Annotated in this window: 25 protein-coding genes; 16 read left to right on the top strand and 9 right to left on the bottom strand. The window is 55.4% G+C overall.

Going from position 1 to position 24,243, the window contains the following annotated elements; genetic code table 11:
* The first annotated feature begins 2 nt into the window (after positions 1 to 2).
* The 6 genes from MCP_RS10520 to MCP_RS10495 all read left to right on the top strand — a co-directional run bounded on the left by MCP_RS10520 (position 3) and on the right by MCP_RS10495 (position 5,107).
* Positions 3 to 914, top strand: coding sequence for a 50S ribosomal protein L10 (locus MCP_RS10520; RefSeq protein WP_012900822.1), 912 nt, complete (start codon positions 3 to 5; stop codon positions 912 to 914).
* A 16-nt stretch (positions 915 to 930) separates the two neighbouring features.
* Positions 931 to 1,242 (top strand): 50S ribosomal protein P1, encoded by a 312-nt coding sequence (rpl12p, locus tag MCP_RS10515; RefSeq protein WP_012900821.1) that lies wholly within the window; start codon positions 931 to 933, stop codon positions 1,240 to 1,242.
* Between the two features lie 93 nt (positions 1,243 to 1,335).
* Complete coding sequence (locus tag MCP_RS10510; RefSeq protein ID WP_012900820.1) at positions 1,336 to 1,797, top strand: SpaA isopeptide-forming pilin-related protein; 462 nt, start codon at positions 1,336 to 1,338, stop codon at positions 1,795 to 1,797.
* Between the two features lie 25 nt (positions 1,798 to 1,822).
* The gene (locus MCP_RS10505) at positions 1,823 to 3,322 is read left to right on the top strand and encodes an alpha/beta hydrolase (protein ID WP_128567161.1); all 1,500 of its coding nucleotides are present in this window, start codon (positions 1,823 to 1,825) and stop codon (positions 3,320 to 3,322) included.
* Between the two features lie 39 nt (positions 3,323 to 3,361).
* The gene (locus MCP_RS10500) at positions 3,362 to 4,168 is read left to right on the top strand and encodes a sugar phosphate isomerase/epimerase family protein (RefSeq protein ID WP_012900818.1); all 807 of its coding nucleotides are present in this window, start codon (positions 3,362 to 3,364) and stop codon (positions 4,166 to 4,168) included.
* 72 nt (positions 4,169 to 4,240) lie between these two features.
* The gene (locus tag MCP_RS10495; protein WP_012900817.1) at positions 4,241 to 5,107 is read left to right on the top strand and encodes an SDR family oxidoreductase; all 867 of its coding nucleotides are present in this window, start codon (positions 4,241 to 4,243) and stop codon (positions 5,105 to 5,107) included.
* Between the two features lie 4 nt (positions 5,108 to 5,111).
* On the opposite strand, the gene MCP_RS15435 is transcribed toward MCP_RS10495, so the two are convergent.
* Both MCP_RS15435 and MCP_RS10490 read right to left on the bottom strand, forming a co-directional pair.
* Positions 5,112 to 5,282 (bottom strand): hypothetical protein, encoded by a 171-nt coding sequence (locus MCP_RS15435; protein WP_012900816.1) that lies wholly within the window; start codon positions 5,280 to 5,282, stop codon positions 5,112 to 5,114.
* Between the two features lie 104 nt (positions 5,283 to 5,386).
* On the bottom strand, positions 5,387 to 7,684 hold the full coding sequence (locus MCP_RS10490) for a S8 family peptidase (RefSeq protein WP_012900815.1): 2,298 nt from the start codon (positions 7,682 to 7,684) through the stop codon (positions 5,387 to 5,389).
* A 339-nt stretch (positions 7,685 to 8,023) separates the two neighbouring features.
* On the opposite strand from MCP_RS10490, the gene MCP_RS10485 reads away from it, so the two are divergent.
* Positions 8,024 to 9,439 (top strand): ATP-binding protein, encoded by a 1,416-nt coding sequence (locus MCP_RS10485; RefSeq protein WP_012900814.1) that lies wholly within the window; start codon positions 8,024 to 8,026, stop codon positions 9,437 to 9,439.
* Here the strand turns inward: MCP_RS10485 and MCP_RS10480 are convergent.
* A complete protein-coding gene (locus tag MCP_RS10480; protein ID WP_012900813.1) occupies positions 9,429 to 9,827 on the bottom strand; it encodes a hypothetical protein in 399 nt (132 codons plus the stop codon). The genes MCP_RS10485 and MCP_RS10480 overlap by 11 nt on opposite strands.
* A 2-nt stretch (positions 9,828 to 9,829) precedes the next feature.
* Positions 9,830 to 10,294, bottom strand: coding sequence for a DUF371 domain-containing protein (locus MCP_RS10475; protein ID WP_012900812.1), 465 nt, complete (start codon positions 10,292 to 10,294; stop codon positions 9,830 to 9,832).
* Positions 10,295 to 10,354: 60 nt separating this feature from the next.
* Here MCP_RS10475 and MCP_RS10470 point away from each other — a divergent pair, with 60 nt between their 5' ends.
* From MCP_RS10470 to MCP_RS10445, 6 genes are all read left to right on the top strand, one after another.
* The gene (locus MCP_RS10470) at positions 10,355 to 11,008 is read left to right on the top strand and encodes an HVO_0476 family zinc finger protein (RefSeq protein WP_231845210.1); all 654 of its coding nucleotides are present in this window, start codon (positions 10,355 to 10,357) and stop codon (positions 11,006 to 11,008) included.
* 8 nt (positions 11,009 to 11,016) lie between these two features.
* A complete protein-coding gene (locus tag MCP_RS10465; protein WP_231845067.1) occupies positions 11,017 to 11,613 on the top strand; it encodes a protein-L-isoaspartate O-methyltransferase in 597 nt (198 codons plus the stop codon).
* Positions 11,614 to 12,123: 510 nt separating this feature from the next.
* Positions 12,124 to 12,621 (top strand): peptidase, encoded by a 498-nt coding sequence (locus MCP_RS10460; protein WP_012900809.1) that lies wholly within the window; start codon positions 12,124 to 12,126, stop codon positions 12,619 to 12,621.
* A 12-nt stretch (positions 12,622 to 12,633) separates the two neighbouring features.
* Positions 12,634 to 13,044: a GIY-YIG nuclease family protein gene (locus tag MCP_RS10455; protein WP_012900808.1), complete on the top strand. Its 411-nt coding sequence runs from the start codon at positions 12,634 to 12,636 to the stop codon at positions 13,042 to 13,044.
* Positions 13,045 to 13,252: 208 nt separating this feature from the next.
* Positions 13,253 to 15,622 (top strand): right-handed parallel beta-helix repeat-containing protein, encoded by a 2,370-nt coding sequence (locus tag MCP_RS10450; RefSeq protein WP_012900807.1) that lies wholly within the window; start codon positions 13,253 to 13,255, stop codon positions 15,620 to 15,622.
* A gap of 19 nt (positions 15,623 to 15,641) precedes the next feature.
* A complete protein-coding gene (locus tag MCP_RS10445; protein WP_012900806.1) occupies positions 15,642 to 16,646 on the top strand; it encodes a prenyltransferase/squalene oxidase repeat-containing protein in 1,005 nt (334 codons plus the stop codon).
* 119 nt (positions 16,647 to 16,765) lie between these two features.
* On the opposite strand, the gene MCP_RS10440 is transcribed toward MCP_RS10445, so the two are convergent.
* Entirely contained in the window at positions 16,766 to 18,181 is a 1,416-nt protein-coding gene (locus MCP_RS10440) for a DEAD/DEAH box helicase (RefSeq protein ID WP_012900805.1), read from the bottom strand.
* A gap of 211 nt (positions 18,182 to 18,392) precedes the next feature.
* Positions 18,393 to 18,788 (bottom strand): transcriptional regulator TbsP domain-containing protein, encoded by a 396-nt coding sequence (locus MCP_RS10435; protein ID WP_231845066.1) that lies wholly within the window; start codon positions 18,786 to 18,788, stop codon positions 18,393 to 18,395.
* A gap of 564 nt (positions 18,789 to 19,352) precedes the next feature.
* Here MCP_RS10435 and MCP_RS10425 point away from each other — a divergent pair.
* Positions 19,353 to 19,937 carry an HD domain-containing protein gene (locus MCP_RS10425; protein WP_012900802.1) on the top strand — a complete coding sequence of 195 codons (585 nt, stop codon included), beginning with the start codon at positions 19,353 to 19,355 and terminating at the stop codon, positions 19,935 to 19,937.
* A gap of 8 nt (positions 19,938 to 19,945) precedes the next feature.
* Here the strand turns inward: MCP_RS10425 and MCP_RS10420 are convergent, their stop codons facing one another.
* Positions 19,946 to 21,538, bottom strand: coding sequence for an OPT/YSL family transporter (locus MCP_RS10420; protein WP_012900801.1), 1,593 nt, complete (start codon positions 21,536 to 21,538; stop codon positions 19,946 to 19,948).
* Complete coding sequence (locus tag MCP_RS10415) at positions 21,535 to 22,143, bottom strand: winged helix-turn-helix domain-containing protein (RefSeq protein ID WP_012900800.1); 609 nt, start codon at positions 22,141 to 22,143, stop codon at positions 21,535 to 21,537. Before MCP_RS10415 ends, MCP_RS10420 begins: the two co-directional genes overlap by 4 nt.
* Positions 22,144 to 22,263: 120 nt before the next feature.
* On the opposite strand from MCP_RS10415, the gene MCP_RS10410 reads away from it, so the two are divergent.
* Complete coding sequence (locus tag MCP_RS10410) at positions 22,264 to 22,470, top strand: hypothetical protein (protein WP_128860035.1); 207 nt, start codon at positions 22,264 to 22,266, stop codon at positions 22,468 to 22,470.
* A 387-nt stretch (positions 22,471 to 22,857) separates the two neighbouring features.
* Here MCP_RS10410 and MCP_RS10405 read toward each other — a convergent pair whose 3' ends face one another.
* The gene (locus MCP_RS10405) at positions 22,858 to 23,151 is read right to left on the bottom strand and encodes a hypothetical protein (RefSeq protein WP_012900798.1); all 294 of its coding nucleotides are present in this window, start codon (positions 23,149 to 23,151) and stop codon (positions 22,858 to 22,860) included.
* 135 nt (positions 23,152 to 23,286) lie between these two features.
* Here MCP_RS10405 and MCP_RS10400 point away from each other — a divergent pair, with 135 nt between their 5' ends.
* Positions 23,287 to 23,946: a peroxiredoxin gene (locus MCP_RS10400; RefSeq protein ID WP_012900797.1), complete on the top strand. Its 660-nt coding sequence runs from the start codon at positions 23,287 to 23,289 to the stop codon at positions 23,944 to 23,946.
* Positions 23,947 to 24,243: the final 297 nt, after the last annotated feature.

The following is a 24,243-nucleotide window of genomic DNA, read 5'->3' as shown; positions in this document are numbered from 1 at the left end:
GGATGGAAGCTACCGAGATTCACCACAGCGTCCACATTCCCCAGTGGAAGAAGGACGAGATCAAGGAGATCGTCGATAACGTCCACTCGCACAAGGTCACCGGCATCGTCGACGTCAGGGGAGTCCCCGCCGACGCCTTACAGCAGATGAGGCAGAAGCTCAGGGGCACCGTGGCGATGAAGATGATCCGGAACACGCTGACCACCATCGCGTTCGATTCGCTGCCCGAGGACGACAAGGCCCGGGAACTGGCGAAATACGTCGACGGCCAGATCGTGCTCGTCTACACGAACTCTAACCCCTTCAAGCTCTACAAGCTGCTCGAGGGCACGAAGACTAAGGCACCGGCTAAGTCCGGCGACACGGCACCCGCCGACGTCGCGGTCAGCAAGGGCCCGACCTCTTTCAAGCCCGGCCCCATCGTGGGCGAAATGCAGCAGGCCGGCATCCCGGCGGGCATCGAGGGCGGCAAGGTCGTCATCAAGAGCGATAAGGTCGTCGTGAAGAAGGGCGACAAGTTCACCGCCAAGCAGGCGGAGATCCTCGGCAGGCTCGAGATTTTCCCCATGGAGATCGGTCTTAACCTGAAGGCAGTCATCGAGGGCCACACCCTCTACATGCCGTCGGACCTCTCGATGGACGAGACCGAGCTGAGGAACATGTTCGCAAAGGCCTATGGCCAGGCCATGAGCCTGAGCTTAGAGGCCGGCATCGCCAACAAGGATACCATCGTACCGCTCATACAGAAGTCGGTCCGGGAATCCAAGGCGCTCGCCGTCAATGCGCCCATCTTCGAGAAGGACGTCATAGACATGATACTCTCTAAGGCGGAGGCCGAGATGCTCTCCGTCGCAAAGGAAGCGAAGGCGAAGAACGCCGACTCGCTGGATGAAGAATTAAAGTCAAAAGTATAACTTGAGGTGTATTAAAATGGAATACGTATACGCAGCTTTACTGTTACACAAGGCTGGCAAGCCTGTGGATGAGACCGGCGTCACCTCCGTCCTTAAGGCGGCTGGCGTCGAAGTGAACGAGGCCCGTGTCAAGGCCCTTGTCGCGGCGCTCGAGGGCGTCAACATCGACGAGGCCATCTCCAAGGCGGCATTCGCAGCGGCTCCGGCCGCAGCGGCAGCGGCTCCGGCGGCAGGCGCCCCGGCGGCAGCGGCCCCCCAGGAAGAGGAGAAGAAGAAGGAAGAGGAAGAGGCTTCCGGCATGGAAGGTCTCTCCGCCCTGTTCGGTTAAGCATACCGGACACCCTTTTTCTTTCTTTTTTTTATTGGTCTTTTTACGGTTAATTATAAATTATTTTAAGTCGTTTACTCCTCAAGTGATTATATGAAAAGGGGAAGCATAATCATATTAGCATTAGTCATACCTCTGGCTATTTTTATAGCAGGGTGTACGACCACGTCTCCGGCGACGTCTCCCGCCACCGGGACGACCGTAAAGCCAACGACTCCTGCGACCTCGGGCCTGGCCTATGCGACGGCCTGGCCGACCGTGACGGCCCCCGAGACGGGGCCGGGCGACCTCCATGGTAAGCTCACGAACGCCGCCACGAAGGCTCCCTTAAAGGATGCCATCATCTACATCTGGAAAGAGTCAGACGCTTATGACACTAAACTACCGGCTTTCGCTAAGGCCGTGACCGATGCGAACGGAGAATATAAGATCAGTAACATCCCGAACGGCTATTATCAGATCCGCATCACGGCGGCGGGAAACCCGGGATATGATGAAGTGCCCCTCGAGGAGGTCGATGGGTCCACGGAGTATAACGAAGAAGTGACTATGTAAAATAAAAAACCCCATTTTTTATTTAATGCGTATGAAAGTTAGCCAGCTCGTCGTAATATTTGCCGCCTGTGCGTTAGCCTATCTTTTCTCACTGGCGCAGTTATATGGCGCTTACTCGGGCATAGGCCTTATTTCCCATGGCGGCAGCTCTCCGGCCCTCGAGCTCGTGCCCGCGGGCTATAACGCCACCATCATCATCGCCCACGGCTACTGTGCCGATAAGGAGATGATGCTGCCCATGGGGCTGGCTCTAGCCCGTAACGGCTATCGCGTCATCCTCTACGACTCCGCCGGGCATGGCGCTTCATCGATGCTCCTTGGGGACGAGCCCACCAATGTTACGATGGACCGGGTGGCGGATGCATACGCCGTTGATAATTTCTCGGTGGCCGGCCACTCGATGGGCTCCCTGGCTATATCGTATGCGATGGGCGGTAAGCCAGATGCCTGTATAGGCATCTCTCCCATTGATGGCGCCGTGAATGGCACGTTGCCTAAAAATTTGTTACTGCTCGCCGGCGGCGCTGATATTGAAAGCGTAAAAACCACAGCGGTAAACGCGATGAAAAATGGCACCGGCATAAACAACCCGGAGACCGGCTATACTTACGGAGGCTTCTCCGACGGCACCGCCAGGAAGCTCGTCATTCTCGATGGCGATAATCACATCACTGTCCTTTATGATCGCCGCGTGTACGATTCCATGCTCGGCTGGCTCGATGCCACCTATAGTATCGAGAGAAGCGGAGGGCCTTCTTCCTACGGGAATACGGCTCTCTGGTTCCTCCTGTGCGCCCTGTTCGCCATTATAGCATTCTTCCCATTCACAGCTTTCCTCTCCGGGGAGCTCATGGGCACTACACATGAGTTCCGGGCTCCTGATCCCGGTCTCCTCAAGCCCGCTCTGCTCGTCGCTGGCGCCGCTATCGCTGCCGCCGCTATCACATACTTCACGGGATTTCCCTCTATCGGCATACAGCTCGGTAATACCGTATCGATATATCTATTCGTCATGGGCATCATCGGGCTGGGATCGTACTGGCTCATATTCCGTGATAGCTTCAAAGGCCAAAAGTTTTCATCCCGGGCTGTTCTCAGGCCCCTGGCCCTGGAACTGGTCTTTCTTCTCTACTTCCTGCTCTTCATCGGCATCCCGGCCACCGCATCGATATACGGGCTTCTTCCGGGCATGAAAAGGGCAATTTTCATCATACTCATGGGGGCCATGCTTTTCCCGTACAATCTACTGAGCGAGCTTTCATTCCGCGGGATACCGGGCTATAAGTCTCTGCTCGAAGGCGCCTCCCTGCGTATCGTGGCCATCGCCCTGCTCATGGCCTCCATCCTCTTATCTGGGACCGGTGGCTTCTTCATGGTCATACTGCCTGTATTATTGCCGCTTTTCGTGTTCCTCGAAGTATTATCTTACTACACATACCGCCTCTCGGGCAACGTATTGATAGGTGCCATACTCAACTCGCTCCTCGCTGCCTGGCTGATGGCCTCGGCGTTCCCGCTCGTATAGCCCTAAGACTTAAGTGGATGAACGTGGGTTGGGATATAGATGAAATTCGGCCTCAAGGTGCACCATAGCGACATCGCTTCTTTAATGGATATGCGGCCGGAAGCCCTGGAATTCGCCCTGTTCTGCGGGGACATGGACGGCTCATGGGCTAAGGGCATTGAGTTCGACGGCCCCGTCGTCCTGCATATGCCCGAAAAATTCGCCGATGGCTCGCTGGTCGACCTGGCCTCTCCGGAAGAGGGAAAACGCAGAGATGCAGTCGCCATACTAAAGCGGACCATCGACCTGGGGGCAGCGATGGGGGCGGAAAGCATCATCTGCCATCCGGGAGGCATTCGGGCGAAGCCCGAATTCGTCGACCAGTGCCCGCTTCTCGATTCTATGCATGAGCTAATTGCCTACGTGCGAGGCACAACCCGGCTGCTCCTCGAGAACATGCCTGACATATACTGGTATAAGGGCGTCCTGCATTCCTCATGCCTCTTTAAGCACAAGGATGAGATATCGACTATCCTTGATGAGCTAAGCCTGGGGCTATGCATGGACCTTTGTCACGCGAAGCTCTACTGCAATTCAATGGGCGAGGACTACCTCTCCTATGTAACGGCGCTAAAGCCCTACATCCGCCATATCCATGTATCGGATGCGCGCGGCTCCACTGAGGAAGGCGTGCAGATAGGCGATGGGGAGGTCGATTTCGCAGCACTCCGAAAACTGTTAGGCGACGTGGGCGCCGCCGCAGTGCCGGAGATACTGGACGGCCACAAGGACGGTGGGGCAGGGTTCAGGATCGCGGCCCGGCGACTGGAGAAAATCGGATTTTTCAACGGCGATGACAGGCGATAGCTGCTATCCTGCAATGGAAAGTATATCAGCAGCAAGCGAATATTATAGTACATTATAACAGGGAGATTCTCTATGATACTGATCGTCGGCTGCGGCCCAATGGGTTCCGCCATTCATGAAGCGTTAAAAGACAAAGAGGTCTCATGGGCGTGCGACAAGGAGCACCCATACCCGGCCTCCGGATGTACCGGCTACGATATCAAGAACAGCGCCGACGTGGCGCGCGTCGTGAAGCAGGCGAAGCCACAGCATCTCATCCTCACCGAGGAGATATCGAGCGTCGAGTACTGCGAAAAGAACCGGCTCGACGCAATGGAGTTCAACACCAGGGGCACGCGGTTCTTCGTGGAGGCCTCCAGCTCGCTGAGGCCCCGCGTCATATACCTGTCCTCTGCATTCGTGTTCGACGGCCGCAAGCCCGGCGGGCTATACGCGGAGCACGACCACGTCAACCCCATCAACGTCTACGGCGAGACCAAGCTCATGGGCGAGGTGGCGGTGGACAAGGCGGCGGACCATATCACGCTGAGGCTCGGGGACGTGTACGGGAACTTTTCGGATAACTTCGTCAACTTTGTCGTATCCAGCCTTAATTACGGCCAGAAGATCGAGCTGGCGAGGGACATGTACTTCTCGCCCATCTATATCGAGGATGTAGCAAAGGCAGTGAGATTACTCACGCTGGAGAACATGAGCGGCCTGTACAATGTCGCCGGCACCGAGCGCATCAGCCACTACGAGATGGGCCTCAGAGTCGCCCGCGCCTTCGGCCTGAAGGAGGACATGCTCGTGCCTTTGAGCATGGAAGAGATGGGGCTCACCGTGAGGATGCCCAAAGACCTGTCGCTCGATACCTCGAAGATCAGCACGTTGATAAAAATAAGGGGCATCGATGAAGGGCTCGAGGCCATGAAGAACTCCATGGCCCCCTCGAAATAAAAAATTACAGTTTTCTCTGGGCTTTGCCCAGCTCTTTTTCTGCCTTTCCGCCCATTTCTTTCATCTTGCCCTTCGCTTCCACGTCGCGCTTGCCCGTGGCCTTGCCGACTTCCTTCTCGGCCTTGCCGGCAGCCTCCTTTGCCGTGCCCGCGACCTCCTTCTTCAATCCTCCCATATGGTTCACCCGGAATAGACTCGATGCACGAGTACAAAACGTTTGATAAAACAAAATACGAGGATTTCAAAAAAAGACGGGGAAATAAAAAAGAAAAAAAGAGCTTAAAGCTGGAACGGGGTTACCAGCTTATAGCTCAGGCTTCTGGTCGCGCTGTCGGATGCCAGCTTGAGCGTGTACGTGCCCGATGCCGGGACGCAGTCGAACTGCTCATAGGCGGCGTTGAAGCCATCGGTCGTCTTGGTGCCCTGGGCTACCGCCCTTCCGGACTGGTCCAGGAGCGACAGCGAGACGGTGCTATAGCTCCAGGTCCATGCGACCCTCGCGCTGACGTGCCTGCTGCCGTCCGCCGTTACGGAGAACGTTACGGGCGTGCTTCCGATGGTGCCCGTCTTCACGTAGGCCTGCGCCGTGTTGGCGCTGGCCGTGCCCGTGAAGGCCACGCCGGAGTACGAGTTCGACGCAGTCACTTTGAGCAGATAGTACCCGCCCGCGGGAGCATTAAACTGCACAGTCTCGCTCGTAGTGTACCTGCTCTCCGACTTAGCGACGAGGTTGCCCGCCGGGTCGTAGAGGTACACGTTCAGGTCCGTATAGGTGTTCGCCCAGTTGATGGTAGCAGTTACCTGCCCTGCCGCCGTCGGCGTCAGGTAGGTGTAATATTCGCTGCTCCTGGACGCGGTCCCGGAGAAGGATTTTCCGGGAGTCGGCGTGGCTGTAGGCGTCGGCGAGATCGTCGGGTTCGGGGTCGCCGTAGGGGTCACGGTCGGAGTCGCCGTCGGCGTTACAGTGCCCGATGCCACGTTGAGCGTGTACGTCTTCGAGGCCTTGATGCTGCTGGCCGAGTTGGACGTGGCCGTTACCGTGAACGTGTACGTTCCGGTCGCAGTGCCTGCCGCAGGCGTTATCGCCATCTGGATGTAGGCCGCGCTGCTGGGCTGGAGCACCTCTCCGTTATAGCCTGTCATGGTCCACCATGCCGCGGGTATGCCGTTGACCGATACCGTGTACGAGTCGGCGTAGTCGCCGATGTTGCCCATCATGATGCCCTGGCTGATCGTGGTGCCGGGCGTGACCTGGAACTGGTTCATCTGGCCGTACTGGTTGTTATACCTGGCGAACATGCTGGTCAGGGATACGGCGGAGCCTGCTCCCGGCTGCGGGGTCGCAGTGGGCGTCGGGCTTACGCCGGGCGACGGGGTCGGCGTGGGCGTGGGTACCGGTATCTTGCCGGTCAGCACGTAGTCCAGCGCTGCCTTGGCGTCCACACGGCCATAGCCGTAGTCGTTATTCGGGACGCTGCTGCCCAGCTGCTTCGCCGTCTTCTGCAGCACCGTCTTTACCTGGGCAGGGCTGAGCGTCTTGTTCGCCTGCAGCAGCAGGGCGACGACGCCCGAGGTCATCGGGGTCGCCATCGAGGTGCCGCTCATGGCCTTATAATATCCGCTCGTGGAGGTGCCTCCGGCCTTTGCTGCCATGAGGCCTACGCCCATGTTGGTAATGTCCGGCTTGATGCTGCCGTCCCGGTTCGGCCCCCTGGAGCTGAACGAGGCGATGGCGTCATTCCTGTCGGACGCGCCCACGGTGATGACGTAGGGGCTGTCGCCGGGGCAGCAGATCGTCCTGGTCCCCGGGCCGCTGTTGCCGGCCGCGATGACGCAGACGACGCCCTTGCTTACCGCTGCGTTGACCGCATCGTCCATGACCTGCGAGTGAGTGGTGCTTCCAAGGGACATCGATATGACCTGGGCGCCGTTCTGGACGGCCCAGTCGATGGCCTTGACGATGTTGGTGTCGCTGCCGGAGCCCGACGACGAGAGGACCTTTGCCTCCATCAGGCTGGCCTCGGGCGCTACGCCCTTGTACTGGCCGTTCAACGCGGCGCCGGTGCCGGCGATGGTGCTAGACACGTGCGTGCCGTGGCCGTGGTCATCGTAGGGTGTGGTCCTGCCGTTGACGTAGTCCACCCACGCCACGACCTTACCGCCGTTCAAGTCGGGGTGATTTGCGTCCACTCCCGTGTCGATGACGCAGACCTTCACGCCCTTGCCGGTGTACCCGGAAGCCCAGACCTTGTCGGCGCCTATCTGGGGCACCGCCTTATCCAGCAATACCTGGACCGTCTGCTCCTTTTCCACGTATTTGACGTTGCTTAGCTTCTTGAGCTCGCTCGCCTTATTGTCCGGTATCGAGACCACCATTCCGTTGATGATGCTGTAGCGGTGTAATACCTGGCCGTTGAACGAGTTCACGAGGTCAGTTATCTTGCTGTCCATCTGGATGGACGGGGCATTGTTGAACGCAACGACATATGTCGAAAATCCTGTAGATGCCTCCCCTCCAGTAGTATTCGCAGCGGGCTGAGATGCCCCTACTACCGCTATCGTGGACAGCAGTATCATGAGCAGAACAGCGACGCCGAGCGTGGTTTTTATTTTTATGTGAATTCCCTCCGAGATCAGGGACTGCTAACACAGCTTTCCCTAGTAATTAGTTATCGAAAAATTACTACTTTTGCTATATATACTTTATTCTTAACTCGACAAATATTGTATATTTATACGCTATTTTAGTAAAAAACTTTGATTTTAGCTTATATAATTGGTGAATATTCTAGAAGTATTTACCATACTCTTAAACTCCGGCCGGTTATGCCCGAGGCGATGAAAAATTAGAGTTAATTTTTATAATAATAAACTAATTTTAATATATCCCGGCCGCGTAGCTGCGAGATACTATCCATGGAAGAAGTTAAAGATCATTCGGCCCTGGCCAGAGAACGGTACAATAAGCTTTTACTGACGGCCATCATCCTGGCCTGCATAGCCGTTACCCTGTACGTCAACCTTGTCATGGGCATCAACGCCGTCTATACTCACCTGTTTTACATACCCATCATCCTGGCGGGCATATGGTACCACCAGAGAGCCATCCTTGTCGCTCTGTTCCTGGGCCTGGCGCACATATCCATCTCGTACTTCGATGCAAGCTACATCGTCCCCGACAGCTTTATCCGGGCGTCGATATTCCTGATAGTCGCCATCGTCGTCGGCACGCTGTCGGAGAACAAGGACCGGCTATATAACGATATACACCTGCTGCTCGAATCGACCGACGAGGGGATCTTCGGTGTCGACACGAGCGGCCGGTGCACGTTTATCAATCGCTCCGCGCTCCGTCAGATCGGCTACACGAAGGACGAGGTCCTGGGAAAGGATACGCATGACCTGATCCACCATACCCGCAGGGATGGTACGCCGTGCCGCCGTGAACAGTGCTGTGTGGTCGAGTCTCTACGCACAGGCAGCGGCTGCCGGGACAGCGACGATATCTTCTGGCGGAAGGACGGCACGTCTTTTCCGGTAGAATACTCTTCGTACCCGATCGTCGTCGATGGCGAGATCAAGGGCGCCGTGGTCACGTTCATGGACATCACGGACCGAAAGAGGTCCGAGGCCGAGATACTGGATGCCCGGAGGCAGGCCGAATTGTACGTCGATCTCATGGGCCACGACATCAACAACATGAACCAGATAGGCATGAGCTACCTTGAGCTCGGCCTCATGAACCTGAGCATCCAGGAAGAGGAAAAAATATACCTGGAGAAGCCCCTCGAAGCCTTGAAGAATAGCACGAGGCTCATCGATACGGTCCGCAAGCTGCAAAGGATCAGGGAAGGCAGCCTTAAGCACGAGAAGGTCGACATGTGCCAGATGCTTCGCGAAGTGGCGTCAGAGTTCTCCCATGTACCGGGACGGGAAGTGGCCATACGCCTTGAGTCGGCCGGAGAATGCTACCTGAATGCCGACCCGCTGTTGAAGGACGTGTTCATGAACATCGTGGGCAACGCCATAAAGCATTCGACCGGGCCGATCACCGTGGATATCCGGGAGGAGCGCGTGTTCGAGGATAGCCGCCCGTATTATCGCGTCGACATCAGCGATAACGGGCCCGGGATACCCGATGAGCTGAAGAAGAGGCTGTTCGGGCGATACCAGCGTGGCGTTTCAGGCGTTACTGGCCGTGGCCTCGGCCTTTATCTAGTAAAAAATCTGGTCACCGATTTCCACGGAAAAGTGTGGGTCGAGGACCGCGTGCCGGGTGAGCCCTCGAAGGGGGCGAGGTTCGTGATCATGCTGCCGGCTCTCACTTCTTAGCCATCGTCACGAGCCCGAGCCCGATAAAGAACAGTACCAGGCTGACTATGGCCAGCAGCAGCGAGGCGCCGATCGGCAGGCCGTATCCGACAAGATACCTCTCGACTTCCGCCACCAGGTTAAACGGGTACAGCGTGCCGATGATGTATCCTGCCGCCAGCAGCGTGGCCGTGGCCATGATCACCGTCAGGATGGAAAGCCGGGGAACGTAGTGCTCGTAGTACACCTGTTTCTGCGCCTGCTCGGCCTTTATCTCTTCCAGCTCCTGGCGCATTTTCTCCCGCTTGATGTCCTCGAGTTCCTGGCGCATCATGTCTCGCTTGATGTCGGCCAGCTCTTTTTTGAGTTCTGCGATGTCCGTCTCTGCGGGCTTTTGTTCCTCTGCCATGCTCATTTCTCCTGGAATAATAAGTCGAACGTGGGCTTCGGCCTTTCTCTTTGCTCTACTGTTAGCTCTACTGTGGCCTTATTTCCTTCGGCCAGCGCTTCGATAAGGCGCCGGTCGAGCCGTGCTGCAGGCTTATCCGCATGTATCATGACGGTCCGGCCGCAGACGTAGTTGCTGACGCGGAAGACCATGCTGTCCTCTACCGTAAAAGTAAATTCTCGGGAGCCCCAGCCAGTCACCGTATCCCGGAAGCCTCCTGCCTCGATGGTACACGATATAAAAGCATCGTCCCTCGCAGCCGCACTCTTAAAAGGCCCGCTCAATGAGGCCGAGCCCTTATCCGCACCTACTGCGATAATACAATCAGCGGCTTTTGTTATAGTCCTGTCCCGCGTCACCTCGAGCGTGCTCCTGTGGGTCCCGGTGATGTTAGGATGTCCGCGCGCATGGACAACTTCTATAAGCATACGCAGTTATATCTACTCTGTTCATTGATATAACACACGGAGAGTCCTTTTGTGGATAAGATGGAATTAGTGGAGGCCGCATGCCCCCAGTGTAGCCCCAAAGAAGAAGTCATGCATACAGTCGTTAAAAGTCACCTGCTAAAGTGTGAGCAGTGCGGCTTCATTCACCGCCTGCCCCATGAGAAGAAGAAAGAAGTGATCACGCTCAAGGTCATCGTGAGCCGCGGGAGCGAGTCCTCGGCGCAGTCGCTGGAGGTCAACGCGGACGAGGAGCTTAAGGCAGGTGACGAGTTCGTGATCGATATCGGGGAGGAAGTGAGCGGAGTTCGCATCCATTCGCTGGAGCTTCACACCGGCGGCCGCTCCGAGCAGGCAAAGGCGAAGGACGTCCGCGCCATCTGGGCCCGGGCCATCGATGAGGTTATCGTGAAGATCGCCGTGCAGCGCCTGGGCGAGACCCAGTCGCTCGACTACAAGATCAACGGCGACTACGAGTTCACCATAGGCGACCTCATGAAGTTAAAAGGCTACGAGGTCCGCGTCAGCGCCATCAAGGTCCGGGACGGCGGCATCTTCAGGCGGACGGGCAAGTCGGTAAAGGCCAAGGATGTCCGGCGTATCTACTCGAAGATCATCTCGCAGGAGCGGCGTGCCGTGGGCGAGGGGCTGAGAGCATCGAAGAAGAGAAGTGGCGGAGACAGAGAGAAAGCCTGATCGGGCTTTTGCGATTCGAGGGTATCAGCGAACGGGTACTTGAGGCCATGTCCCGGGTGCCCCGTCATCTTTTTGTTCCCGATAATGTCCGGGAGAACGCCTATGTGGATGTGCCCCTGCCTATCGGCGAGGGCCAGACTATTTCTGCCCCGAGTATGGTCGCCATTATGTGCGACGTGCTCGACGTCCGTGATGGCGACAGTGTCCTTGAGGTGGGCACGGGGTGGGGATACCATGCGGCCATCATGTCCGTATTGGCTGGTCACGGTATGGTCTATACTGTCGAGCGTTTGCCGTCCCTGGCGATGAGGGCCCGTGAAATATACCGGGATCTAGGTTTTATCAATATCGATGTTGTCGTGGGCGACGGCAGCCAGGGGCTCCCGGAACATGCGCCCTATGACCGCATCAGCGTCGCCGCCGCAGCGCCCGCGATACCGCAGCCGCTGGTCGACGAACTGAAGGATGGCGGCAGGATGGTCATACCGGTCGGGCAATATTACCAGGATCTTTACCTCGTTGAGAAGGCCGATGGTAAGGTGCATACCTCTACAAAGGGCGGCGTCGCCTTCGTGCCGCTCGTGGGGAAATACGGGTTTAAATAATGAAAAATCCGTTAACAATTTTATGGGTAATAATTCATTATAGCCGAAACCTGGTAAAATTAAACGGATGCAGGCTTTTATTTAATTTATATGTACATGCTTGAAAGATGATTAATTTAAATTAATTATATTAATGAAATTACATTGCGAAATTATTACATTCACATACCTCAAGGAAGGGTATCCAATCGGGCTCACCTAAATAAATTTGATAATTGCAAAAAAACGCCTTTAATTAGCTATATATAGGGCAAAAAAAGACTTTTTAATATCCGAGCCAAAGCCATGCCATCGGATGCAAAATATCTATTATCCAAGTTCAGGGGGCAATTCGTATTTGGCCAGGATAGCGTGCAGCGACTACGGCTCTGGCGCCATAGCCTGTCGAAAGTGCCCGCTTCCTGACCAATTTTTAATCGATTTTACCGCATGCCGTGTCCGTTTTTCCAAATAAAATATAAGTATAATTATATTATTTCGCCTCACGTACCTCTCCATGCTGGGGTAGGGATGCGATTCGACCTGTTCTATACGGCTGACGCCGCCGAGTTCAAGCACATCGTGGCGAGAAAGCTCAACGAGGTTTACGGCGTTTCCACCGCCGACAGGGGCGTGCTGGACCTATACGAGGGCGCATACAATATCAAGCATTACCAGTATGATGCGCAGCTACTTTTGGATTACCTGATAAGGAACATGTCCTCGGAGCATGCCATCTGGGTGGTGGACGGCGACATCTACTACGACCACCTGACCTTCGTCATGGGCCTGGCCATGTACCATCTCGCGGGCGTCGTATCCACGTTCCGCCTCGACTCGGCGGAGATGGTGGCCAAGGAGTGCGTGCACGAGGCAGGCCACGTGCTGGGGCTGGACCACTGTAAAGACGACTGTGTCATGCGCTTTTCCAGCTCCATCGATGACGCCGAGCGGAAGCCCGCGGCGCTGTGCGGGAGATGCCGCGCGATCTTTAACCGCAAGGTAATTGAGCCCCGGCCCCTATTGTAGTTAGGGATTTTCGTGGAGGATCTTGGCAAAGGCACGTATACGCTTATCATGTTCCTTAAGGAGCCGATGCGCCTGAAGGTCGGGGCGCTCGGCGAGTTGTATTTTAACGAAGGCTACTACGCCTATACGGGCTCTGCTCTGGGAAGCGGGGGCTTTGTCCGGGTGAAGAGGCATAAAGCCGTGGCCTCGGGCAGGAATCGCACAAAGCAATGGCATATTGATTACTTATTGCCCCATGTGGAAGTCCTGGACGTGGTCACCTCGCCCCGGCCCGAGTGCAGCGTCGCCGGCTCCATCGACCAGCTCATGGCCCGCGTACCCCGGTTCGGGTGCAGCGACTGCCGGTGCCCCACGCATCTTCACTATGCGGAAGACCTCGAAAAGATGAAAAAAGCCGTGCACGGGGCGCATCACGTAGCCTGATAACGATTATCTATCAGTAATTTCATAAGCTATTTTTACTATGGGCCTGCAGTTCCTCCCGATGGGCGCCGTCGACCGCGTGTCTATCGCGCTGGCCATTGCGGGTGCCATATTACTGCTTGGCGCCGTGTTATCCCTTCGCCGACTACAACATTTATAATGTTTCATGAGTAATGAGAAATACTAAAAAAGGCAGGAATTATTTCCCATGCGTACCCTTCGTCATGGCTTCATTTTACTAGCGTTCGCCTGCCTTATCATATTGCTGTCGACGCCCGCTGCGGGTAAGATCGTGATCGATATGCCCTTCCTGGGGCCGCAAGCGTTACCCGTCAGCATCCCCTTCCTGGAAAATGTCTCCATCGGGTCATCGACGCGTGCCCCTACCGCGTACCTCAATGACGGGTGGGAGATACGCGATAGCGATCTGATCGTTGAAAGGGGCCAGGTTCTATCGATGAAGAATTATACGCTGCTCTTTAATTGCTCGGCCGACGGCCAGTATAGGATCGATGTCCTTGACGGCGGCACTCTCCTGATCGAGAACTGCACCATTACATCTCGCGAGGGGGCTTCACCATACCTCTTCCGGATACAGGCCGGCGGGCGGCTCGCCATGAAAAATTCAAGCCTCAGCCACTGCGGGTTCAACGGCCCCGATGTTCGCTCAAAAGGCCTCTGGCTGGGCTCGGAAGGCAACTCGCTCGTTTTTAACGAGCTTACGGATAATTATTATGGCGTCGTAGTCGAAGGCGACAGCTGCAGCGTTACGAATAATACCATCACGTCCGGCTTCTGCGGCATCCGGATAGGCGAGTCGGGCGCCGTCGTCACGAACAATACCATCGACCATAACCAGATGGGCATAGATGCCAGCTGGTCCGGCATTACCATGATATCGGGCAACACGATTACTAATAATGCGCTATATGGCATGCTGATCGGTGGCGAAGGGCCGTGCATGCTCACGGATAACCGCATCTCGAATAACGGCGAGGGCCTGATCCTGCTGAACGCCTCGACCTGCCTGGCCAGCGAAACGAGGCTTGACGACAACAGGGGCCACGGCCTTGTCATCGAGGGCTCCCGGGTCGTCTCGATCAAAAACATGTCTTCGAGCTGGAACGCCTGGGGCGTCTATGTGAACGGGACCAGGGACTCTACGATCCACGGGGTTGAAGCGTCCTATAACATGTACGACGGCGTATTTATCAATAACTCGAACAACGTCGTGCTCATCGAAAACAGTGCCGGCTATAACGGCGGATTTGGCTTTAACGTCTCGGAGAACAACACGAAGGTCACGGTCGACAGGCGGAGAAATACTGCGGAGGGTAATTTTAAGGGCGACTTTAACGCGCCGCCGGCCGCGCTCACTATCGCGGAGATCTCACTATTATCGCTACTCATCGCGCTCGTGGACAAGCTGATCTATCTCATCGATTTCCAGAAAGTGATCGTCACGAACGTGTTCAGCGGCATCGTGAACCCGATGCGGGAGCCCGTATCCAGGAAGCTCGACCGGCTGTCCCACTGGCTGCTGTCAATGTTCCACATCACGCGCCGGGGCTACAAAAAAGCCCACGTTTCGGAGCACATGAACGTGCTGTTCTTCCATCTCATTAACGGGAAGGATATACGCGGCGCCGTGCGCCCGTCCGCGCCCGCGAAGCTCAGCTCCCACGAGATCGTGCTCCAGCAGGTCCGCTTCTTTGACCTGCTGTTCAGGGACCGGGTCATGCTATACCGGAACCTCATGTACATGGCCATCACGACGGGCGCCGGCATCGTGGTCTATACGCTGCAGGTGTGGGCCGGCACCTACGACCTGCCCTATTTCCTGCCTCTCGCCCTGCAGTTCCTCGTCATGTTCCCCATCGGCCTTGCTGTCCAGGGGAACGTGGTCGGCCACGTGGAAAAGCTCGAGTACGACGTGAGGGATGAAGTATCCGTCGAAATGCTCCGCGAGGACGCGCTTCGGCAGATGTCGTCCCTTGAAGAGCTCCATGGTAAAAAGAAAGTTCCTGATAAGAAGTTCGACCAGCAAATGAAGACGCTCTCCGACGCCCTCAAGGCCATCGACCATATGGACATACGGCGACATTACTTGCTCTTTACGCCTGACGGCTATGCAAAAGCGATCTCCGGTTTCGAGTCCCTGCTTGAAAAGTGCCCCGATGAGCCGCTTTTCCTGGCAGGGGCGGCGGAGGCTCACGCGATGCTCGGGCGTTCCCTCGAGATGAGTGGCGGAGACGGGAAAGGCCATTATGAAAAGGCGCTGGAATATGCGCAAAAGGCATTTTCGATCGATAGCAGTAAGTTTGAAGTGAGGCGTGCGCTGGCAATGAGCCTGTACTTTAATTGCCGGCGAGATCGTGCCCGAAATGAGATAGAAGAGGCCATCCGGCTCTGCCCTAACGATGCCGAATCCTACCTGATGAAGGCGATGATGGCGGATAATGCGGATGAGAAAGAGCGGCTCTATCGTAAGGCTATATCCCTCAATAAGAACCTGAGCGCCTTTCGCTTTGAGCCTCAAAATGTACCTGTGCAGGCGGCGGCGACTATAAAAAGCTAGAGCGATATCCATCTTTTATATGGGCGACTGGACGGCCGCGCTAAACGGATACCCGATCGACTGGCTTCTTGAAGAGGATAATCCTTCTGTCCGTTATTTTACGCTGACGGGCCTTCTCCAAAAGCCCGTGAACGACCCTGAAGTCGTATCCGCTAAGAGATCTTTGATGATGAACGGGCTCATACCGTCCATACTGGCAAAACAGGAGGCCGCCGGGTATTGGGGAATGCCCGAGGACTTCTACGTGCGCTCGAAATACAAAGGTACCGTGTGGACGCTCATCCTGCTGGCCCATCTCGGGGCTGACGGCAGCGACCCGCGCATAAAAAAGGCCTGCGAGTATATCCTCGACTATTCTCAGGACCGGGAAAGCGGGGGCTTTTCATATCGGCGTTTTCGGGGCGCTGCTTACCGTGACGGTCTCCTGCCCTGCCTCACCGGCAACATGGCCTGGTGCCTCATCCGTTTCGGCTACCTGGACGACCCTCGCGTGCAGCGGAGCATCGAGTGGATCACTCAGTACCAGCGTTTCGACGACGGCGATGGCTCGCCCTCTGGATGGCCATATGGTAAGCATGAGGCTTGCTGGGGGCGCCACACCTGTCACTACGGCGTTGTCAAGGCATTGAAGGCGCTGGCCGAGATACCTCCCCGTAAGCGCTCTAAGCCCGTTAAAGCCACCATCGAGGCGGGCGCCGAGTATCTGCTTAAACATCGTATTTACAAAAGCAGCCATGATCCTGAGAAGGTGACAATGCCCGGATGGCTTAAATTTAGTTTCCCTCGCATGTGGAGCACCGACGCGCTCGAAGTCCTGGGCATCCTTGCCCGGCTCGGGTACCGGGATGAGAGGATGCAGGATGCCATCGATGCCGTCCTCGAAAAGCAGGACGCACAGGGCCGGTGGCTCAATGAGGACCGTTATGGGAGCCGCTATATTATGCGCGTCGACAGAACCGGGCGTCCAAGCAGATGGGTCACTTATGAGGCACTTCATACATTAAAACTTTTAAAATTTCCATAAATCAGTGTTACCTATAAACTACCACGGTTAGCGCCTTTCGCTGATTTGTTTGGTTTCAGACACGAAACCGGACAAATCAACGAACAGCGCTAACACGGCATTGTAAAGACTCAATGGACTTATCGAGAGCGCCGCTTACGGAACTCGTAGTCCCGCTGGCCGGAATCCCGGCGGCCGGTACTTTCACGCCTGCGCTCATTCCGCGGTCGCATGGGCCTATCCTCAGTCAGCTCCACGGTCTCCGGAACATTGTCACGTTCCTTGCTCAGCATCTTCAGGGCCGCCGAAAGCAGCGTAACGGAATCGTTCATGTCCAGCAGGTCCTGGGCAACGCCCCTGTACTTCGATATGTCGCTCCCGCCGGCCACGCTGAGCAGGCTCTCCACTAAAGCCTGCTGCTTGCCCTCAAAGGCCTCGGCCGCAGACGGAATGGGCCTCCGTTCGATCGAGTGGCGGGTGATCTTTTCGATGAACCGTAAAAGCCCCATCTCACGCGGGGTAACGAACGTGATGGCCGTGCCCTTCTTGCCCGCCCGGCCGGTGCGGCCGATACGGTGGACGTAGCTGTCCGGGTCCTGCGGGATATCTAAGTTATAGACGTGGGTCACGCCGCTGATATCCAGGCCTCTCGCGGCGACATCCGTGGCCACAAGCACCTCGGTCGTGCCTTCCTTGAAGCCCCGCATGACGCTGTCCCGCTTAGATTGCGCCAGGTCCCCGTGTATGCCCTCTGCGGGGTAGCCGCGCTCCCCAAGCGCCTTTGTAAGCTCATCAACGCGCCGCTTCGTGCGCACGAAGACGATGGCGAGGGCCGGAAGCTGCACGTCAAGAAGGCGGCATAGCACCTCGAACTTGTGCTTCTCGGGCACCTCATAATAAGCCTGCTCCGTGCCGGAGACCGTCATCGACTTCGACTTGATGCCGATGGTCTGCGGGTCCTTCATGAACCGCTCGGCCAGCTTACGGATGGGGGCCGGTATGGTGGCCGAAAAGAGCAGCGTCTGCCGGCCTTCCGGGGTCCTTTTCAAAATTTCCTCGATGTCCTCGATGAAGCCCATGTCCAGCATCTCGTCCGCTTCATCCAGAACGACCGTCCGGATGTTCTTGAGCGAGATGGTCTTGCGGCGCATCATGTGGTCGACCAGCCTTCCCGGCGTGCCGACGATGATCTGAGGCCTTCTTTTTAAACCGTTGATCTGCCTCTTGATGTCCTGGCCGCCATAGATGGGCAGCGTGTGAATGCCCCGGAACTCGCCGATGCGGTTGAGCTCCTCGGCCACCTGCACGGCCAGCTCCCTGGTCGGCGTGATCACGATGCCCTGGATGTCGCCCGAGCCGGCGTCGATGTTCTCGATCATGGGTATGCCGAAAGCGGCGGTCTTCCCGGTCCCGGTCTGTGCCTGGCCGATGACGTCCTTGCCCGCCAGTGCCGCCGGTATGGCCTGTTCCTGTATGGGCGTGGCCTCTTCGAACCCCATGCCCGCCAGTGCCTTTAGTGTCGCATTACTTAATGATAATTCTTGAAACGTTGTCATATCTGAATATCTCCGTTGCCTTCATCCGGCAACGATCTTCAAGCCCGTAGGGCCCGGAATTAAAGCGTGTTAAGCTCGTTAAAAACGTGGGCGATATCGCCCATGATGAACATGTTGCCTTTCGATGGTACTGCATCAACAATGTTATCCTATCTTTATATAGATTGCGACGTATAAAAGCCCGATATCGGTCTTAAAAAATTTGTTGATATTAAATCATTGCTTTATCTTCCTCTGCCTGGCCCTTGAGCAGAGTGCCCGGGTCCATGTTGAACATTTCCTTGAATGCGTTCGGATTGAACTTTAGCCTGATCTGCGGCCTTCCGGGCCCTTTGCTATGCATCGACTCCGTGTAGATGAGCCCTGTCCGGCGCATCTCGTATATTCGCCTGGAGAACGTCTCAACGCTCCCTAATCCCAGCTTTATGCCCGATTCCCTCAAGTCCTTATAAAGCATATTGCTATTCGCGCAGGCCATTATAAAGACGGACGTCGAGTCCCTGAAGGTATGCTTTAAAGCCCAGAACCGGGGCAGGCTCACCTGGTTAATCAAGTTGACATAATCGTCGGCGACAGGGTCTCCGCATAACTTCCTGATGTTTACCACAAGCTCCTCAGAGGGAGAAATATTCGCCATCATTATACCTCGATCGCTTAAACACTTAAATCTTATATGCCGGATCGTTAATTTCGATAGGTGGCAGGAGAATTATTCTTCGCCGGCTCCTGCCCCCGCAAGAAGCCGGCGTGCCCCCTTATGTCTACCTGCCACATATCGAAATATTTTTCAATTTTCGTTTTATTATCGAATTTATTAGCAATATACCCCTTGCCAGTCGTAATATATTGCCACGATAGGAATAACTTTTCAATCTTATGATAAACCTTTCGATTATAAAGTAAGCAATTAGCTATTATACTATAAGTTGACGAAAATATGTTTTGCAATACCCGGTTAAGCGAAAATAATATTCCATAAATTTGGTATGAATTAATCGTTTACGGATTAAAATTTGAAATTTTCAGATGCATATTCGATCGAGATATTTTTACATGCGCACGAGAAAAAGGCTTAAAATATCGGACGAAAGTTTTAACTTTTTAAAGGATATCCCGCTTCTCGCAGGCAAAGTACGGTTACAGCCTTGGACTGCAGGTATGTGGGAATATCATGGACAGGCTTCAGAGGCAGATCGAGTTCGTCGCCGGGATCGACAGGCTGAAGAGCGTTTATCGCCAGTCCTTTTTGCTGGACGGCTCCCGAAGCGAGAACGACGTCGAGCACTCCTGGCACATCGCAATGATGGCCGTGTTGCTCTCCGAATATGCCGACGAGCGCGTTGATCTGTCGAGGGTCGTGAAAATGCTCCTTATCCACGATATCGTGGAGATCGATGCAGGCGACGTGTTCGTCTACGATGCTGAGGCGAACAAGGGCAAGGAAGGGCGGGAGAAAAAGGCGGCAGACCGTTTGTTTAATATTTTGCCGCCGGACCAGGCGGCGGAGATGCGGGCTCTGTGGGACGAGTATGAGGAGCGCAGGACGCCCGAGGCGAAGTTCGCCATGGCCATGGACCGCCTCCAGCCCATGCTCCAGAACTATTTTACGCAGGGGAAATCATGGCGTGCCCACGGCGTGACCGCCCGGCAGGTGTTGAGCGTGAACGCTCGTATCCAGGAGGGGTCGGAGGCGCTGTGGGAGTATGCTCAGCGGATCGTCTCTGAATCAGTTGAAAAAGGGTATATCAAGCCCTGATATTCCATCTAGAGATACCTGAGCGAAGCAATGATGCTCACTATGATATCGCCGGCCATGAGCCCTGAGGCGGTGATGCCGTTATCGTCCTTGAGGTACCCTTTCTTCTCGATGACCCACGCGAGGATGCCGCCGATGACAATGGTGACGCATGTCGACACGGGCAGCATGAGCCCCAGCGCGACCGAGACCGCAGACATCTTATACCGGTACATGATGAGCGCCAGCACAGCCCCTAACAATACCAGATACAGGTTGATGGAGGGGGAGATGATCTTCGAAGTAGCCGTATTCGCCATCTCGAGCCACATGATGCTGTAGGGCGCGGGGAGCGAGGCGGTGCCGATGCCGAATAAGGCGTTGAAGAACTTCATGAAGGGCACGCATATTATTGAGCCCGTTATGACGCCGATGAGTGTCATCGTGGCGAGGCCTTTCGTATTGACGCCGCAGAACTCCGACTGTTTCTGGATGGATAATATCAGCGAGAAGGTCATGATCGTAGACACGACGAACCCTTCTAGCACGACGAGGGGGACGATGTCGTCGAACGCCAGGCCGACAACGAGCAGGATGACGAACGACGACATGCCCACGCCGAGCCCCATCTCCGCCCGGCCCCTCGTCTCTATGACCATGAACAGTACGGCAACGAGTATGCAGATGATGAATATCCACGCGGGCACTCGGGGAAATAGTGCCATCAGGATGGCTGCGCACGCTATCGAGACCAGGAGAGCGGCATCTCCCCGCCTCAAGTACAGGGCCCCACCATCTGCGACCGCCCGACTCCTTACCCGGAGGCGCGTAATGAACGATACGGCCGCGGGCTTGAGGACGATATACATTGTAATAAGGGCAGTCATCACCATCATGGATATGGACGTCGAGAATATCCACGGGTTACGCATGTGCGTCGTATAGTTCGTCCCGGGGCTTTCGAACAGCAGGAAGATAGCGAGCGATGCCAGCGCGCCAAGGGCGACCTGGATGCAGGCTCTCCAGCCGATGATCAGGCCGATGCCCGCCATCATGGGCGACAGGCCGACTCCCAGGTTCACGGAGCCAAGGACCTCTGGCAGGGACCCGAAAGACCGAAGGCCCGCGATGCACCCGGAAAAAGCCCCTGCAGCCCCCATGCGGATAATTGAAACCCTGCGGCTGACATTTGCCTTCTCGGCGGTAAGCATGTCGATGAGCGATGCCATGACCTTCGCCGACGGCCACGGGAAGCTGCCCTTCAGGAAATAATCGGTAAAATAATATGAGAACAGTATCCCGATGGTGCCCGAAAGCACGAGAATGGCCATCATCGCATAGTCAGGGACGGTGAAAGGCTTTCCCGACATGATGATGGCGCCCAGGCCGTCCGTATAGGCTAACACGACGCCCGTGGCGCCCACGATGATGGCGGCGATACAGATGAGGCTCTTCGAGCGCGACTTAACGCCGGCGGCCGTTACGATGATGAACGAAATGAAGAGCAGGAGTATGGCGATGCCGTCGCCGAAGCCCGTCTTCATGCCCATGTACATAGACACGAACGCGTTCACCATGCTGAACAAAACGCCGGCGGCCACGACGATGATCTGTTTTTTCATATACGGTCCCTTATCTTCTCTAAAAGTACGCGGAGCTCTTCCCTCAGGGCCCGCATTTCTTCGTCTTCCGTCTCTTTGAGCATCAGCGCGACGAAGTATGCATCCGATGCGAGCATGTTATTGTCCGGGTCTACCCTTACATCCTGTATCTCCCTGAGCAGCTGTTTTTTTCTCTTATCGTATCGCTGCATGATATCGTTAAAGGGGCCGACCATCTCCCCGGAAATATCATACCCGAAGGGCCCGAGCATTCCCGCTAGCTGCTCGCGGTAGCCATGCATGGGGTCCTCGCCTCCCACAGCCTTGAACCGGGAGCCGTCGAGGTATATCATCCGTGCCGACGTGCGGTAAAATTTTTTAACGAGATTGCCCTTGGTCTCCTCCCTGACGATCTTCACCAGGCCGTACTTTTCCAGCTCCTTGAGGTGATAATGGGCGGAGCCCGGGTTGATCTTCAGCGTGCGGGCGATATCCGAAACGGACATCTCGTGGGAATCGATCAGGTCCATGATCCCGGTGTACTTGCCGGTCAGGAGCAGCTTCATGGCCTCCGGGTCGTCGACGACCATGACCTCCCGTATGGCCGGGTCAGGCTTCTCTGGCATATTCTTATGCTTATATCTCAAGCTATTTAAAACTATTTGTACGCTTAAATTTATTTAATGGATTACGTATGCCGCTGGAAAAGAATATCTAAAATGCGGACAAAGTATTACCGACGACATATGCCATACAACGAAGAGATCATGGAAGCCGACCATAAATTCCAGAACGAGGAGACTGTACAGAATGAGCTGGCCCTTGAGAGGCTTAAGCTGAAGTTCTGGGATGATCAGCTTAAACAGAACCCGGGCGATAAGGAGCTGCAGGCCCGTGTCAAGTACCACCGCGACGAAGTCGTGCGCCTGGAAGGGCTCGTTAAGCTCGTTTGAGCTTCTTTTTTAATGTTTTAACTATAGGTCTTATTGTTCATTTCGGTTAGCTGTGCCTATATTATTAAAATTATTTATCGATGTGCTTATGAATTATAATGTCGATACCTATATATTATAGAAAGTGACCAGCAAGTATATATATAATAAACATTAACTAGTGATTAGTAGCAGAGTAAGATACTGCTACGAAACACAATTATACGGCCTCCCAGATGCCGAATTTAGCCAAACACCCATATCCAACCCCAAACCTCGTAGATGCCCCGGGCAGACCAACAGCTACCGAATGCCCGGGGCACCACCCCATCAGAATGATAGCATCCTCCCCAAACTAGGCGAATAAGGCCCGCGCTCAAATACCCCTCTGCCGGGCCTCTCTTTTCTTTATAGATAACGTGGCGAGGGCTTCAATATCCACTTTTCCAGCAGCGAGCCTTTGCCCACGGGCAGGCTGTCTATGAACGAGGCGATGCCCGGCGCCAGTGACTCGAGGGTCTTTCCCTGCTGCTCGATGAAGGCGGGGACCTGCGGCACTTCATTTAACACCGAATGTATCCATGGGTCCGGCGCGCGGCAGATACCCTGTATAGCGTTCTCGTGACCCCTTTCCTTTAAGACAATGCTGCCCGACCCTGACACTAAGGCCAGGACGGCCAGCACCACCATCAACTTACGCATAACAGGTAGTCAGCGTGTGCCGATGAAAAGCTGACGTACGGTTATAACGGACAGGCGCCCTCGAACTGATACGGAAAATCCGGCACATGTATAAAACTCCGGGGCAATTACTGATATACGATGGCTATGATGGGCATGGAACAAGCCGCCTCTTACCGGCCGCCGGGCCCGGTCTCCCTGGGCATGCTCGCCCCGGACTTCGAGGCGAAAACGACGCACGGCAAGGTCAAACTATCTGACTATAAGGGGAAGTGGGTGATACTGTTCTCTCATCCGGGCGACTTTACGCCCGTCTGTACTACCGAGTTCATTGCTTTTGCCCGAAAGCACGGGGAGTTCGTGAAGCGCAACGTACAGCTTTTAGGCCTCACGGTAGACAGCCTGCCCTCCCATATCGCATGGGTGCGAAGCATCGAGGAGCAAATGGGCGTGCACATCCCGTTCCCGACCATCGCCGACCTCGATACCCGGATATCCCGCATGTACGGCATGATACACCCTGATATGAGCGATGAGGCTCCCATACGCTCGCTCTTCATCATCGACCCGAACCGTATCGTCCGGATGATCTTCTTTTACCCGGCCGGCGTGGGCCGTAGCACGGACGAGATATTGCGCATCATGGATGCGCTTCAGTTGACCACCCGGGAAAAGGTCGCGACGCCGGCGGACTGGAAGCCGGGCGACCCGGTGCTCGTAAGCTCGCCGCATACTCAGCAGGGCGCCGAGGCCAGGGATCGGTCGCACGACGGGCTCGAGTGCAAGGCCTGGTACCTGTGCACGAAAAAGTTATAGTGGCTCTTTCGTAGTTATGGGATGAACATTTTTTTCCTTAACGTTCTGCCGTCTTAGGCGTGGTCTTAACCACAGAGGCAGAGAGCTCACGGAGTTTCACAGAGACTTTTTTATAATTTGAGACACGGAGGCCACTGAGATCGATTTATTGGCTTTCCTGAGACACAGAGTTTATCGAGGCACAGTTGACCAATAAATAATTTAACAGGTTTATCCTCAGCAGTGCCTCTTAGAACTCTGTGCCTCAGGAATGTTATAAACCATCCTCTGTGTTCTCCGAGCCTCTATCTTAAAAGA

This window comes from Methanocella paludicola SANAE (genome assembly GCF_000011005.1).
Taxonomy (GTDB): Archaea; Halobacteriota; Methanocellia; order Methanocellales; family Methanocellaceae; genus Methanocella; species Methanocella paludicola.
Note: the sequence above shows the minus strand (reverse complement) of the source record. Positions and strands in the feature narration are given on the sequence as shown.

What these genes read in the sequence shown, in the direction of transcription:
- MCP_RS10445 (WP_012900806.1), top strand. Translation starts at nt 15,642, where the DNA reads ATGGGCGACTGGACGGCCGCGCTAAACGGATACCCGATCGACTGGCTT.
- MCP_RS10460 (WP_012900809.1), top strand. Translation starts at nt 12,124, where the DNA reads ATGCGATTCGACCTGTTCTATACGGCTGACGCCGCCGAGTTCAAGCAC.
- MCP_RS10520 (WP_012900822.1), top strand. Translation starts at nt 3, where the DNA reads ATGGAAGCTACCGAGATTCACCACAGCGTCCACATTCCCCAGTGGAAG.
- rpl12p (WP_012900821.1), top strand. Translation starts at nt 931, where the DNA reads ATGGAATACGTATACGCAGCTTTACTGTTACACAAGGCTGGCAAGCCT.
- MCP_RS10480 (WP_012900813.1), bottom strand. Translation starts at nt 9,827, where the DNA reads ATGGCAGAGGAACAAAAGCCCGCAGAGACGGACATCGCAGAACTCAAA.
- MCP_RS10420 (WP_012900801.1), bottom strand. Translation starts at nt 21,538, where the DNA reads ATGAAAAAACAGATCATCGTCGTGGCCGCCGGCGTTTTGTTCAGCATG.
- MCP_RS10400 (WP_012900797.1), top strand. Translation starts at nt 23,287, where the DNA reads ATGGAACAAGCCGCCTCTTACCGGCCGCCGGGCCCGGTCTCCCTGGGC.
- MCP_RS10410 (WP_128860035.1), top strand. Translation starts at nt 22,264, where the DNA reads ATGCCATACAACGAAGAGATCATGGAAGCCGACCATAAATTCCAGAAC.
- MCP_RS10510 (WP_012900820.1), top strand. Translation starts at nt 1,336, where the DNA reads ATGAAAAGGGGAAGCATAATCATATTAGCATTAGTCATACCTCTGGCT.
- MCP_RS10425 (WP_012900802.1), top strand. Translation starts at nt 19,353, where the DNA reads ATGGACAGGCTTCAGAGGCAGATCGAGTTCGTCGCCGGGATCGACAGG.
- MCP_RS10475 (WP_012900812.1), bottom strand. Translation starts at nt 10,294, where the DNA reads ATGCTTATAGAAGTTGTCCATGCGCGCGGACATCCTAACATCACCGGG.
- MCP_RS10470 (WP_231845210.1), top strand. Translation starts at nt 10,355, where the DNA reads ATGGAATTAGTGGAGGCCGCATGCCCCCAGTGTAGCCCCAAAGAAGAA.
- MCP_RS10500 (WP_012900818.1), top strand. Translation starts at nt 3,362, where the DNA reads ATGAAATTCGGCCTCAAGGTGCACCATAGCGACATCGCTTCTTTAATG.
- MCP_RS10495 (WP_012900817.1), top strand. Translation starts at nt 4,241, where the DNA reads ATGATACTGATCGTCGGCTGCGGCCCAATGGGTTCCGCCATTCATGAA.
- MCP_RS10485 (WP_012900814.1), top strand. Translation starts at nt 8,024, where the DNA reads ATGGAAGAAGTTAAAGATCATTCGGCCCTGGCCAGAGAACGGTACAAT.
- MCP_RS15435 (WP_012900816.1), bottom strand. Translation starts at nt 5,282, where the DNA reads ATGGGAGGATTGAAGAAGGAGGTCGCGGGCACGGCAAAGGAGGCTGCC.
- MCP_RS10440 (WP_012900805.1), bottom strand. Translation starts at nt 18,181, where the DNA reads ATGACAACGTTTCAAGAATTATCATTAAGTAATGCGACACTAAAGGCA.
- MCP_RS10415 (WP_012900800.1), bottom strand. Translation starts at nt 22,143, where the DNA reads ATGCCAGAGAAGCCTGACCCGGCCATACGGGAGGTCATGGTCGTCGAC.
- MCP_RS10405 (WP_012900798.1), bottom strand. Translation starts at nt 23,151, where the DNA reads ATGCGTAAGTTGATGGTGGTGCTGGCCGTCCTGGCCTTAGTGTCAGGG.
- MCP_RS10450 (WP_012900807.1), top strand. Translation starts at nt 13,253, where the DNA reads ATGCGTACCCTTCGTCATGGCTTCATTTTACTAGCGTTCGCCTGCCTT.
- MCP_RS10490 (WP_012900815.1), bottom strand. Translation starts at nt 7,684, where the DNA reads ATGATACTGCTGTCCACGATAGCGGTAGTAGGGGCATCTCAGCCCGCT.
- MCP_RS10505 (WP_128567161.1), top strand. Translation starts at nt 1,823, where the DNA reads ATGCGTATGAAAGTTAGCCAGCTCGTCGTAATATTTGCCGCCTGTGCG.